The 13,412-nt window shown below is 32.5% G+C and carries 11 protein-coding genes and 1 riboswitch; all 11 genes read right to left on the bottom strand.

Annotated features, from left to right (window positions below; genetic code table 11):
• Positions 1 to 52: 52 nt before the first annotated feature.
• On the bottom strand, positions 53 to 1,357 hold the full coding sequence (gene thiC / locus N3C_RS07995; RefSeq protein ID WP_074365509.1) for a phosphomethylpyrimidine synthase ThiC: 1,305 nt from the start codon (positions 1,355 to 1,357) through the stop codon (positions 53 to 55).
• Between the two features lie 47 nt (positions 1,358 to 1,404).
• Positions 1,405 to 1,701, bottom strand: a complete 297-nt coding sequence (locus N3C_RS07990; RefSeq protein WP_074365508.1) for an MTH1187 family thiamine-binding protein — start codon at positions 1,699 to 1,701, stop codon at positions 1,405 to 1,407.
• A 3-nt stretch (positions 1,702 to 1,704) separates the two neighbouring features.
• Positions 1,705 to 2,538, bottom strand: a complete 834-nt coding sequence (thiM, locus tag N3C_RS07985) for a hydroxyethylthiazole kinase (protein ID WP_074365507.1) — start codon at positions 2,536 to 2,538, stop codon at positions 1,705 to 1,707.
• Between the two features lie 135 nt (positions 2,539 to 2,673).
• Positions 2,674 to 2,772, bottom strand: a riboswitch (TPP riboswitch).
• 638 nt (positions 2,773 to 3,410) lie between these two features.
• Positions 3,411 to 4,262 carry a GNAT family N-acetyltransferase gene (locus tag N3C_RS07980; protein WP_074365506.1) on the bottom strand — a complete coding sequence of 284 codons (852 nt, stop codon included), beginning with the start codon at positions 4,260 to 4,262 and terminating at the stop codon, positions 3,411 to 3,413.
• A gap of 128 nt (positions 4,263 to 4,390) precedes the next feature.
• Entirely contained in the window at positions 4,391 to 5,233 is an 843-nt protein-coding gene (locus tag N3C_RS07975) for a pyridoxamine kinase (protein WP_074365505.1), read from the bottom strand.
• Between the two features lie 237 nt (positions 5,234 to 5,470).
• Complete coding sequence (locus N3C_RS07970) at positions 5,471 to 7,540, bottom strand: methyl-accepting chemotaxis protein (RefSeq protein WP_074365504.1); 2,070 nt, start codon at positions 7,538 to 7,540, stop codon at positions 5,471 to 5,473.
• Between the two features lie 417 nt (positions 7,541 to 7,957).
• On the bottom strand, positions 7,958 to 8,314 hold the full coding sequence (locus N3C_RS07965; RefSeq protein WP_074365503.1) for an arsenate reductase family protein: 357 nt from the start codon (positions 8,312 to 8,314) through the stop codon (positions 7,958 to 7,960).
• A gap of 18 nt (positions 8,315 to 8,332) precedes the next feature.
• Positions 8,333 to 9,556 carry an FprA family A-type flavoprotein gene (locus N3C_RS07960; RefSeq protein ID WP_074365502.1) on the bottom strand — a complete coding sequence of 408 codons (1,224 nt, stop codon included), beginning with the start codon at positions 9,554 to 9,556 and terminating at the stop codon, positions 8,333 to 8,335.
• A gap of 320 nt (positions 9,557 to 9,876) precedes the next feature.
• Entirely contained in the window at positions 9,877 to 10,707 is an 831-nt protein-coding gene (nadC, locus tag N3C_RS07955; RefSeq protein WP_074365501.1) for a carboxylating nicotinate-nucleotide diphosphorylase, read from the bottom strand.
• Positions 10,700 to 12,262 carry an L-aspartate oxidase gene (gene nadB, locus N3C_RS07950; RefSeq protein WP_074365500.1) on the bottom strand — a complete coding sequence of 521 codons (1,563 nt, stop codon included), beginning with the start codon at positions 12,260 to 12,262 and terminating at the stop codon, positions 10,700 to 10,702. The genes nadC and nadB overlap by 8 nt, the downstream gene beginning before the upstream one ends.
• A 15-nt stretch (positions 12,263 to 12,277) precedes the next feature.
• On the bottom strand, positions 12,278 to 13,189 hold the full coding sequence (nadA, locus tag N3C_RS07945; protein ID WP_074365499.1) for a quinolinate synthase NadA: 912 nt from the start codon (positions 13,187 to 13,189) through the stop codon (positions 12,278 to 12,280).
• Positions 13,190 to 13,412 lie beyond the last annotated feature (223 nt).

Here is a 13,412-nt window from a genome sequence, read left to right as displayed (position 1 = left end):
TAACACAACAACATACATTTGTCAATGAAATACTGTATATCTTATCCATAAATCACAAAATATCAATATGTTCTCCTGCCAATGCCTTGTTCATACTTCTTACTGCACAGAACTTTCCACACATGGAACAGGTATCTTCATACTCCGGCTGTCTTTCCTCACGAATTCTTTTTGCTGTTCCTGAATCTATGGCACACTGCCATTGAGCCTCCCAGTCAAAAGTCCTTCTTGCCTCTGCCATTCTATCATCAACGTCTCTAGCTCCTCTTACACCTTTTGCTATATCTGCTGCATGCGCTGCTATCTTCATTGCAATAATGCCTTGCTTTACATCTTCTAAATTTGGTAGTGCCAAGTGTTCTGCAGGTGTTACGTAGCACAGAAAGGCTGCTCCAGCAGAAGCTGCAACAGCACCGCCAATAGCAGCGGTAATATGATCATAGCCAGGGGCAATATCCGTTACCAATGGACCTAACACATAAAAGGGTGCTCCTTGACAAATGCTTTGCTGAATTTTCATATTAGCTTCAATCTGATCAATAGGCATATGACCTGGTCCTTCCACCATTACCTGCACATCCTTTTCCCAAGCCCTTTTAGTAAGCTCACCAAGCCTTACTAGTTCCTCGATCTGGCAAACATCCGATGCATCTGCTAGGCATCCTGGTCTGCAGGCATCTCCCAAGGATATGGTTACATCATATTCACGACATATATCAAGAATTTCATCGTAATATTCATAAAAAGGATTCTCTTCTCCTGTCATACACATCCAAGCAAAAACAAGGGAGCCTCCTCTAGATACTATATTCATTTTTCTTTTATGTTTTTTAATTTGATCTATAGTTTTTCGAGTAATTCCACAATGCAAGGTAACAAAATCCACTCCATCTTCAGCATGAAGTCTTACTATATCAATAAAATCTTTTGCTTTAAGCTTGTGCAAATCTCTCTTGTAATGGATAACAGCATCGTATATAGGTACAGTTCCTATCATAACTGGACATTCTGATATTAACTTTCTGCGGAAGGGTCTTGTATCTCCATGGGTAGACAAATCCATTATGGCATGAGCACCCATATTAACAGCTTCCATTACCTTTTCCATTTCCATATCATAATCTCGGCAATCCCTTGATACCCCTAAATTAACATTTATCTTCGTTCTTAACATTGATCCAACACCTTGAGGATCGATGCATTTGTGATTTTTATTTGCACATATTACCACCTTTCCTGCTGCCACTAATGACATCAATTCCTCAATGGTCATTTGTTCTTTTTTCGCTACCTTTCTTAATTCCTCTGTAACAATTCCCTTTCTTGCAGCTTCCATCTGAGTTGAATAAGCTCTCACTGCCATCTCTCCTTCCAAAAATCTAAAGTCTATTTCCACTGTTATTCTTAACCCAAAATTTCATTGATTTTATTAACCTTGTTAATCATCATATTAGTATGACCTGGTCTAACATCTGCCTTTAGCACAACTTCTGTACGAATACCTTTCTTGGCTAATACAAAGGTTGCCTCTTTTACCACCTGCATGACCTCATCCCAAGGTCCTTCTATTTCCGTAAACATTGAAGTAGTTCGGTTTGGTAATCCAGACTCACGAATCACTTTTATTACTTCTGCCACTTCAGAAGAAAGCTCATCTCCAATACCAAAAGGGGCAATAGCAACTGCAACTAAAGTATTCATACATTAAACCTCCTCTATTTCAAATGGATTATTAGCAATATCTTCAGCACTGGCCTTATAAAGTTCATCAAGAAATTGAGTCTGAAAGCTTCCTGGTCCCTCTACTTTCTTTTCAGCTCGACTTCCTGCTAAATTGTATACCGCAGTAGCTGTAAGTGCTGCAATAAAAGGAGAGGCTACTGCTGCATATACTGCTGCAACTCCTCCTAAGGAACAACCTGCTCCTGTAACTTTAGTCATAAAGTGAGAACCTCCGTAAGAAAGGGCAACAACCTTTCCATCTGTAACTAAATCGGTTTTTCCTGATACAGCAACGGCTCCACCTGTCCATTTAGCCAATGAAACAGCTGCAGTCTTTGCTTCCATTACAGTATCAGTAGAATCAACACCTCGTACCTTAGAAACTACTTCACCACCTTCTAAGCCCCACAAACCAGCCAAGGCTATAATTTCTGAAGCATTTCCTCTAATCACCGTTGGCTTGTACTCTTTAAATTGCCTTAATAACTTACTGCGAATGGAACCGGTTCCTACAGCCACTGGATCCAGTACCCAAGGCTTGTCTAAATCTTTTAATACCTTTGCTATATAAGGTAAAGCTTCTTCATGAATAGGTAAAAGTGTACCTACATTTATGTACATAGCTCCGCCAGCCTTTGCTAAAAACTCCCCTTCTTCAGATAAATAAACCATTGCAGCAGAACCTCCAAGGGCTAGCTGAGCATTGGCTACAAAATTAATGGTTACCATATTAGTGATAGACCCTACCATAGGGTTAGTTCTCTTTACCCTTTCCACAGCCTGAACAATTTGATTTTGAATACCCTCATTAATCATCTCTTACTCTTCCTTTCAATAGATATTAGGAAAGTTTTCACTTATAAAAATAAGATCAGCATCCTTTCACTTCTTTTTTAGATAACTAATATAAAAAAAGCGCTCCTTCATAGGAACGCAATTACTCTTATTAATTAATAATAGTTTGTTGCTTCCCTACGACAGTATTAACTGACAGGTTCAAAGGGTCAGGTTTTACCTTCTCAACTCTCACGAGTCCCCCCGCAACTTATTTAATTTTTAAAAATATTTTAAATTCAATTTCATACTCATCTATTTGCCTTATTAATCCTTCTGCATCTATTGAAACTCCAGCCCAGCCACCAAAGCTTCCAATATGTGAATGTACATCTATTTTTTAACCATAATAGTAGCTCCTTCACTATTATTTGATAATAAACAAATAACACTATCAGAATACATCTTTGATATATTTTAGCATTAACATATCAAAGAATCAATAATATAATTTTACTATCTCTCCACTACTTGTAAGTGATGCAACTTATGTAGGGATCTTGTACACATTATATGCTTTAGTAAGTTATCATCATAACTAATATTTTTTGAATCATTATTTTCATTATCAAAATCTATTACCATAACCCTATCAAACTCTAACCCTTTTGCGAAGTAAATTAGAAAAAAAGTATTAAATGGTTATTTAACTGCTGACATAGGATATGAGTTTTAGATATCGAATATAAGGATTTAGATAGTAATATTTAGAAATGTAGCAGCAATTGATAAGACTTTTAGTAATTATTTTCTGCTACAATAGCGTAATAGAATAAATACTATTTAAATTACATGTAGAAGGATTATATCCGTATATGGTAAATCCTCCTCAATTACCTACTTCCTATATAAATTTATAATGTAATATACATTTCATACTGTGAAATTGAATCCTTAGTAAAGTTCAAAGGCTTTAAAAAACCCATAAGTAAAGCATTATTAGGGAAACTTATGGTTAGCTTCTTCAACTCAAGCTCTCCTACAGCATGACTGATAAGTCCTTTACCAATACCCTTATTTCGAAACTTAGGATTAACCCATAAAAAATTTATTCTCCCTAAAGGATGAATACTTAATGCTCCTATCATATTTTCATTTTCAAATACTCCATAATGTACTTGATTATCAAAATAGCTAATATAATCAAAGTCATTTTGCCAATTGATATGTATATCTTGAATTTCTCCCCTTAAGTTCTTTAAAGCATCCATATCTATTCTTTTTATTATTAAATTTGGGGAGGTGGAAGCACTAATTTCATATGGTTTATTATGATAATAATAAAATAAATTATATACTTTTTCATAACCCTTTTTCCTGTAAAAACTTATAGCCCTATCATTACCTACGATAACTTCCAAAAACATCTGCTTACAATTATTCTCTAAGGCTATTTTCCTATGTAAATTGAAGAGTCCGTTACTAACTTCAGTTCCCCTATAATCTGGGTGAACACAAAGTGCTCCACATCTAAGAGTTTTTATTCCTTCATATACCTTAATGCCACCTAAGCAAAGACCAACAGGTTCTTCTTCATCAAAAGCTATAACTGAATATTCCATGCTATTTCCTTCTGGTCCAAAAAAATGTTTCATAAATGCATCTTTTGTCATTTCAATCTTTATAATATAATCAGAAAAACCAATCTGAAAGGCTTTATATATAATCTCTTCATTACATTCTGTACATCTCTTATATTTAATCATATTAATAATTCCTCTTTTTATTATTTAACTTTCCTACATTTATTTTTTATTTTTCAATACTTGTTACTTTATAAAAAGAAAATAGCTTTTCCTAAAAAATAACACTGGAAAAGCCATTATGCAATTAACTATTTATTCAATCCTTCAACTAGCATTGGAAGAGCTTTCTCAAACTTAACCCCATACCTGTGATTATCATCACCCTGTGTAATTTTAAGAGCTTCAACTACGAAGTCAGCAGCTAAAGCTGCAGCGTCATAAAGGCTCTTACCCTGAAGAACTGCTCCTGTTAAGGCTGCTGCATAGCAATCACCAGTACCATGTGATGTCCATGCTACTCTTTCACTAAAGTATTCCTTTTTTTCACCAGTTTCAGTATCATATACAATTATACCAAGTTTTGAATCCTCATAACTTACGCCCTTAAGTACTATATTCTTTGCACCTAGCTCCTTAAGAGCATCAAGAAGGTCATCTATATATTCTCTTGTATGTTGATTTGGGATAAATTCCTTGTCACACATAAAGCAAGCTTCTGTTATATTAGGCAATATAATATCTGCTTCTCCACAAAGGTCTGCCATTGCATGGGCAAATTCTTCATCAAACCCATAGTAGAGTTTGCCATTATCTGCCATAGCCGGGTCAACTATTTTTAGTCCCCCTTCCTTAAGCAGATTTTTGAAAAGCTCTTTCACATATTCAATTTGTGTTAAACTTCCAAGATAGCCAGAGTAAATACAATCATACTTTATACCTTCACTGATCCAATGTTTCATTATTTTAGGAATATCCTCCGTTAGATCACGGAATGTAAAATTAGTGAATCCTCCAGTATGTGTTGAGAGTACTGCAGATGGAAGAATAGCTGTCTCTATTCCACAGGCTGATATTATAGGAAGTGCAACTGTAATTGAGCACTGTCCATAGCACGAAATATCTTGTATTGTCATTACTTTTGCTTCTGTCATAATAATCCCCCTAGTTTAACTTATATATTCTTATGCTTTTATTGTCCAACTTCTTTATTATATCACTCATCATATACTAATGGTGTTTTTTCTTACTCATTGACTGTTATTTAAAATATATTATCCTATAGTTGAAAAGCATTGTTGTTTTTTATTACCAATATTATAATCAAAAAGATAAAGAAAAGCAATACCACTTACCAATGGGAATGATGCCGAATTTCTTTAAAAATTAAATTATAACTCTACCTGTGCTATCATATTAGTTAATTTATTAGAAGCCTCCATATTCATTTGCATAACTGCATTTATATCTTGTATAGAGCTAACCATTTCGTTATTTTGCCCAGCAATATTAGCTGTAGCTGCTGTTGCCTGTTGTATTGTTGCAGACACACCATTAATGGCCGTTGCTACATTGCTTATAGTTTCTGTAAATTTCTTTACCGTTTTTGAAAGTTCACTTAAAATTCCACTTAATACAGCTCCATCATTCTTATAATTTCCTACCGCATTTAACATTAAACTATAATCCTTCAGAACATTTTCATTTAAGAAGTTCAATAAGTTAGTTGTAGCTAAAACTAATTTATTTACTGATACACTTATGTCATCTGCAAACTTCTTTATTGTTCCTGCTGCTTTATTAGAGTCTTCGGACAATTCTCTTATTTCCTCTGCTACCACTGCAAATCCTTTACCATCCTCACCAGCTCTAGCTGCCTCTATAGCTGCATTTAAGGACAATAAATTAGTTTTCTCTGCTATACTTAAAATTGCATCTGCTAACATTTTAACCTGTTCAACATTCCTTGCAGAGTCCAAAGCAGACTTAACTTCTTTCTTAGCTATATCCAAGATATTCATAGTATTATCTTTAGACTCTATAAATAGCCTATCTAATTCTGCTGCCTTACTAGCTATCTCATTTGCTGTTTTTGCTCCTTCTTCTACTTTAATAGCAAATATAGATATTGCGCTATTTAATTCATCTACTGATTTGGTTATAGATTCCCCCGCTAAACTAGTCTCTTCCATACTAGTTGACAGCTCTTCTGTCATAGATGATACCTCTTCTGAAAGCTTTAATAGTGTATTTGACTTCTCTAAGGTAGTATTATAAATTTTATTATTTACAGTAGATAGCTCATTTAAGTTTGCTGTAAACTCTCTTAATTTATATATAGTCTCTTTAATAGCTTTTACTATATCACCGGCTTCATCTTTTCTTACTAAGTATTTATCATCTATATCCATATTTAATTTTAAATCAGATATATTATTTGCTAAATTCTTAGTTGTCATAATTGGTTTTGAAATGCTATTTGCTATGACAAAAGAAACTATTATACCTGCACATAACAATAATAGGGATATACATAGAGTAATTTTTATAAATTTATTTTCTGCTTCAAGTATTACATCTTTATCCACTGCTATTCCTATAGCCCAGCTAGTCTCATCTAATTTATCGAAGAAAAATACTCTTTCTTTTCCATCATAATCTTTTAAAATTCTTTTATTCAAGTCTAGATCTTCTGCATTTCTTAAATTATTTAGCTTTCCTTCTAATATATCGGATGCATTAGTTACTTTATCTACTTTTTTCGAAAAATCTGGATTTGGATGACTGATTACATTACCCTGTCTATCTATTAAAAAAATATAGTATTCATTATCCTCCTTTAATGTACTTTCATAGGTTGCATTATTCATAGTAGCTAAAGTTTCAGTATCTGCTCCCTTATTATCAATAAAATTTAACAGCTTGTTCATATCTGATATTTTCATATCAACTCCCAATACAGCTTTTCTGCCATCATTTAAGGTAACTTCTTTAGATAATGTCAAAATCATATCCTGTGACATAGCATCTACATAAGGATCGCACACATAAATTTGTCCACTATTCTCCTTGGCCTTAAGATACCATTCCCTAGTTAAAGGATCATAATTATCATCTGGTTCCCATCCTGACCCGTCAATAAAAGTTCCATCTTCGAAGGCCATATAATAGAGATTTCCAGAGTTCATCTTCCCGGTATTTTCTAAAGTCTTATATAATGTATCCTGATTATAATCTTTTGCTAGTATTACTTTCTCTGAAACAATCTCTAAATTTTGCTTTTCCTGTATTATCCACAAATTCACATCATTGGCTTTTAATTTAACTTCAGCTATTACCTTATCTTGTATAGTGTCTAGCAAGTACTGGGATAATATAAATTGATTTACTGCCCATAAGGCGGCAACACAAGCTATACACATTATTACAGTAATTAAACTTATCTTATATTTGATCTTCATAATAACTCCTCCAATTTGCTTTAGAGTTTATTAGAATTATATATTTATTTAGTTAATTATTTTTCTATATATGTATACTTTAATCTCTAGATTACATTATATTCCATTATTTATATTTATTCAAAGGTATTTTTCTAAAATTCTACTATATCTTATAATTATATAAATATTACTATGTATAATTATAATATTTTTGCAATTAATATACTTTTTTCTTTTCCATTCCGATAGTAAGTTTATGAATAGCACTCTTTTTATGCTAATAAAAATTATGCTATTTATTAATTAGTTTTAGTACTATGGATTTTAAAATAAAAAAGCCGTCAATTAAGAAGATTTAACTTCTCAACTGACAGCCATCTTATATCAAGTTTATCATGTATTTATCTTATATTATCTTGTAATCGCTTAAATCAGTTATTTTGTAGCAAGGACACTTTTCCATTGGCTTTCATTAAATCCTACCAAAACAAAGTCATCACTAACAAGAATTGGACGTTTCACAAGCATACCATCTGATGCTAGTAAACTATATTGCTCCTCTTCACTCATGGTAGGTAACTTGCTTTTTAAGTTCATTTCCCTATAAATATGTCCACTAGTATTAAAGAATTTCTTTAAAGGCAGACCGCTCTTGTTATGCCACTCCTTCAATTCCTGTATGGTAGGATTATTTTCCTTGATATGCCTTTCTTCAAAGTCTATATTGTTTAACTCCAACCACTTCTTTGCCTTCTGGCAAGTAGTGCATTTAGGGTAGTATACAAATAACATAGGTTTTCCTCCATAAAACTACTCTACAACCTTATCCTTAATCTTTTCTAAAAGCTCTAATACTCCAGCTTCCACCTTAGCTAGGTCTTCATCCTTTGGTGCCCCTTCGAATTCTACAGATTCAATAAACTGCCAATTCATTCTGTTTCTTTCATTTATTTCAACCAACTCTTTCTCTGCACCGCCAGACCATCCATAGGATCCAAATCTAAAGGCAGTTTTTCCAGTAATTCTCTTTCTACCAACTTCATTTAAAGCTGTTGCTACTGGTGGGAAAAGCTTATATTCATAGGTAGGTGCTGCAACAATTATTCCTGCAGACTTAAATACTGTAGCTACCATTTCGCTTTCAGTATCTAGAGGCATTTCTAGCTTATTGTATTTAACGCCTTCTCTTTGAAGTACTTTTTCAACATACTCAACAGCTTTGCCTGTCATTCCATACATGGAGCCCCACAATATAGTAACTTCATTCTTACCTGCTCCTTCAGAGTATTTTGCATATCTAATATAATTGTCCATAACTTTTTGAGGATTACTTCTATAAACAATACCATGACCAGGTGCTATTGTTTTTACATCTAGAGTTTTTGCTTTATCAATTGCCTTTTTCACACTAGCAGTAAAAGTTCCCATTACATTAGAATAATATCTTATAGCTTCACTTTCAAAGAAATCTATTTCTTCAGGAGTCAACTCATCATCAAAACAATGATCTGCTATAGTTCCAAAGGATCCAAACATATCACAGGAGAAAAGGGTTTTTGTTGATTGTTCATAAGTGTACATTGTATCTGGCCAGTGAACATTTGGTACTGTATGGAAACTTAACACCTTTCCATTTCCTAGATCTAAAGTATCTCCTTCCTTCACAACCCTAATGTTTTCTTCACCATAAAATGAAGATACCATCTTTGCAGCCTTGTCAGTACATATTACTGTAAAGTTATCCTTAATCTTTCGGAAGTTTGAAATCCAACCGGAATGGTCAGGTTCCATATGGTTAACAATTAAATATTCGATGCTTTGTGGATCAACACCTATTTCTTCTAAGTTTTTATATAAGGTTTCAGGTATTCCATCCCAACCAATCACTCCATCAACTATTGCAGTCTTTTCTCCCTGAACTATGTATGAGTTAAGAGTTACACCATTTGCAAGTTCCCACATTCCTTCAAATAGTATTTTATCAACGTTCATGGTAAGCATATGTATTCCATCTGCAATTTTTAATTTTTTCATACACAATCCTCCTTTAATTTATTTCATAAAAAAATTAAACATTATACATATAGAATAACCATAATTTACAGGAAAAACAACAACACCTTATACAAAAAAATGTATTGCAGGAAATAAAAAAATTTATTAAATACTATACAATATTATATAACAATATTTTTATATGATAAACTAATTTATATTTGTTTACAATAAATTAAAAAAATATATACTTTACCATAATAAAAAGCAGCTTTCAGCTGCTTTAGATATCAAATCAAAAATGTAACCCAAGGCAGAATTTTTGATTTTTTATATTAATCTTTACCTTCTTAATTAACTTATAAAACTAGACTTATATCCATAGCCTTAACGGAATGGGTTAATGCTCCAACTGAAATAATATCAACACCGGTTTTAGCAACTTCAGCAAGTTGATCTAAAGTAATCCCCCCTGATGCTTCAAGAACAACTTTTCCTTTACCTATTTCAACGGCCTTTTTCATATCTTCAAAGCTCATATTATCAAGCATAACTATATCTGCACCAGCTTCAATGGCTTCTTTTAACTCTTCTATACTTTCAACTTCAACTTCGATTTTTACTGTGTGTGATAGATTATTTTTAGCCTTAATTATTGCTTCTTTTATACCACCTATGGCTTCAATATGATTATCTTTAATCATAACAGCTTCTGATAGATTATATCTATGGTTGTAGCAGCCACCAACCCTAACAGCATACTTTTCAAGTATTCTTAGTCCAGGAGTAGTCTTTCTAGTATCAACAATTCTTACAGGAAAATCTTTTACAAGATCTCTATATTTCCTAGATACAGTAGCTATACCAGACATTCTTTGAATAAGATTAAGGGCAAGTCTTTCTCCTTTAAGTATAGCTTTAGTACTACCCTCTATTTGGGCAATCACTGTACCTTTTTCCACTTTGTCTCCATCTTTAACATTGAATTTAACCTTTATATCTCTATCCAAAGTTTCAAATACTCTTTTAACTATGTAAAGTCCTGCGATAACTCCCTTTTCTTTAGCTAACATACGGCCTACTGACTTGCTTTCATCATCAATTAAAATATCAGTAGTTATATCAATATTATTTATGTCTTCTTTTAATCCATTCCTGATTATTTCATCAACTAATATCCAATTAAACAACTTTCATTCCCCCCCAAGAACTATCTATTATTATATGACTGCCTAGACTTTTTTCTCTATTTAATGCAGCCTTTATAATTAAATATGCCACCGTTACAATATTGAAACACTCATAAAATTCCTTACTATCTTCTTTACAATTTATTAACTGATCTAATATTTCTTCTATCATACTTAGAGCTTGATTTAAATCTTCCTTACTTCTTAATATAAAAGCCTTTCTCCCCATTATTTCTTTCACTTTACTTTTAATCTTTTCAATTTGATTTTTATGGATAGAACTATAAATTTCATCATTCGCTATCAAATATTCTTTTATTTCTATTTTGTCTATATTATTATTTATATCTTTAGCTATTCTGCTGCCGAATACCAATCCTTCTAAAAGAGAATTACTTGCCAGTCTATTAGCCCCATGAACTCCAGTGCAAGCTGTCTCTCCACAGGCATATAATCTCTCAATATTAGTTTTTCCAAAATAATCCGTTCTTACTCCACCCATTATATAATGTTGAGCAGGACATACAGGAATATATTCTTTAGTAATATCTATTCCTTTAGATAAGCAAACCTTATATATATTAGGAAATCTCTTTTTAATAAAATCTTCATTTTTATGAGTTATATCCAGATAAATATAAGGAGCATTTTCCTTTATCATTTCATTATAAATACTTTTAGAAACTATATCTCTAGGAGCCAAGTCCTTCATTTTATCATATCTACCCATAAAGGCTTCTTTTTTATTGTTTCTAAGTACAGCTCCCTCTCCCCTTACAGCCTCTGAAATTAAAAATCTCTTGCTGTCTTTTTCGCTGTATAAAACGGTAGGATGGAATTGTACAAACTCCATATCTACTATTTCTGCCCCTGCCCTATAGGCCATGGCAATGCCGTCACCGGTGGCAACAAGGGAATTAGTTGTATAATTATATACTTGTCCAATTCCTCCGGTAGCTAAAACAATTACCTTTGATAATATAGCATATATTCCCTTTTCATTCTTAGCCAAAACACCTAAGCATTTATTATCTAAAGTTAATAAATCTATTGCATATTGGTTTTCTTTAATATTTATATTTTTTCTCTTTAGTACCTCTTCTTGCAAAACTCTCATCACTTCTTTTCCAGTCTTATCCTTAAAATGCAAAATTCTTCTTTTGGTATGTCCTCCTTCTTTAGTTGATTTTATCTTTCCTTTTTCATCTTTATCAAAATTAACGCCTATATCTAAAAGTTTTTTTACATTTTTCGGTCCTTCTTCTACTAATATTTTTACAGCTTTTTCATCATTATAGTTATTTCCCGCCTTAATAGTATCTTGAAAATGAAGAAAAATACTATCATCAGAATTTAAACAAGCAGCTATACCTCCCTGAGCTAGATTACTATTATTTTCATCAATTTTATCCTTTGATAAAACTATTACACCATGCTTGGAATCTATATTTATAGCTGTGTACAGACCAGCTACTCCTGTACCTATGATTAATACATCACAATATTCCTTCCTTATATTATCTAAGCTAAAATTCGTAACATATCTTCTTTTCATTTTTATATTTGCTCCCTATGATATTCTTAACATCCTTTCAAGAGAGTTTTTAGCTGCTGAAATTATTTCTTTTTCCACTTTTATTTCATACATTTCATCCTTTAATGCTCTATACACATCCTCCAATTTAGTTTTTTTCATATTGACACAGGTAAGAGCTGGAGAAAGCAAATAAAACTCTTTATCAGGATTTTGATTTTTTAAAGAATGAAGTACTCCCACCTCTGTTCCTATTACAAATTCCTTTTCCTCTGAGTTATTTACATATTTAATTATCTGGGAAGTGCTTCCTACAAAATCTGCCTTTTCAACTACTTCTGGACAACACTCCGGATGAACTAATATTTTTACTTTACCTCTACGTTCTCTAACCATATCTAAATCATTAGCTCTTACTCTTTTATGGGTTATGCAAAAACCTTCCCAGCATATTATCTCCTTTTCTGGTATCTGTTTTGCTACGTAACTACCTAAATTTTGATCTGGTACAAATAATACTTTATCACTATCAATGGATTGAACTACTTTTAATGCATTTGCAGAAGTACAACATATATCACTTTCCGCTTTAACCTCTGCGGAAGAATTAACATAACATACTACTGGAACATTTGGATGATCCTTTTTTAATGATCTAAGCTGCTCTACATCTATCATATCCGCCATAGGACATCCCGCATCATACACTGGTAAAAGAACCTTTTTATCCGGTGAAAAGATTTTTGCACTTTCAGCCATAAAGTGGACACCACAAAAAACTATAAGATCTGCATCAGTGTTAGCAGCCTTCCTACTAAGTTCTAAGGAATCACCAACAAAGTCAGCCACATCTTGAACTTCAGGTCTTTGATAATTATGGGCAAGTATTATTGCTCTTTTTTCTCTTTTAAGTATATTAATTTCATTTATCATTTCTTGAGAATTCATAATTTTTTCCCTCTTTTCTTATAACTTCTTAACTTAATCCTAAAATTGAAAATATATTTACAGGTGTATATACACTTATCTTTACATATTATACATAAAAAAAGAATTTGAAGCAACAATTTATGCTCTTACTCAACTCTGATAATTCATCATCGTTTTTCACAGCTATGTTATCACCAAAACCCTTCTCCTCAATCTTTTTTACACTTTCAGAAATATACTA

It is taken from the genome of Clostridium sp. N3C (genome assembly GCF_900095445.1).
In the GTDB taxonomy this organism is placed as follows: domain Bacteria; phylum Bacillota; class Clostridia; order Clostridiales; family Clostridiaceae; genus Clostridium_AU.
This window is presented reverse-complemented; position numbering and strand designations above follow the sequence as displayed.

Excerpts from the sequence above, each read along its gene's own strand:
- N3C_RS07990 (WP_074365508.1), bottom strand. The coding sequence starts at position 1,701 with ATGAATACTTTAGTTGCAGTTGCTATTGCCCCTTTTGGTATTGGAGAT.
- thiM (WP_074365507.1), bottom strand. The coding sequence starts at position 2,538 with ATGATTAATGAGGGTATTCAAAATCAAATTGTTCAGGCTGTGGAAAGG.
- N3C_RS07980 (WP_074365506.1), bottom strand. The coding sequence starts at position 4,262 with ATGATTAAATATAAGAGATGTACAGAATGTAATGAAGAGATTATATAT.
- N3C_RS07975 (WP_074365505.1), bottom strand. The coding sequence starts at position 5,233 with ATGACAGAAGCAAAAGTAATGACAATACAAGATATTTCGTGCTATGGA.
- N3C_RS07970 (WP_074365504.1), bottom strand. The coding sequence starts at position 7,540 with ATGAAGATCAAATATAAGATAAGTTTAATTACTGTAATAATGTGTATA.
- N3C_RS07965 (WP_074365503.1), bottom strand. The coding sequence starts at position 8,314 with ATGTTATTTGTATACTACCCTAAATGCACTACTTGCCAGAAGGCAAAG.
- N3C_RS07960 (WP_074365502.1), bottom strand. The coding sequence starts at position 9,556 with ATGAAAAAATTAAAAATTGCAGATGGAATACATATGCTTACCATGAAC.
- nadB (WP_074365500.1), bottom strand. The coding sequence starts at position 12,262 with ATGAAAAGAAGATATGTTACGAATTTTAGCTTAGATAATATAAGGAAG.
- nadA (WP_074365499.1), bottom strand. The coding sequence starts at position 13,189 with ATGAATTCTCAAGAAATGATAAATGAAATTAATATACTTAAAAGAGAA.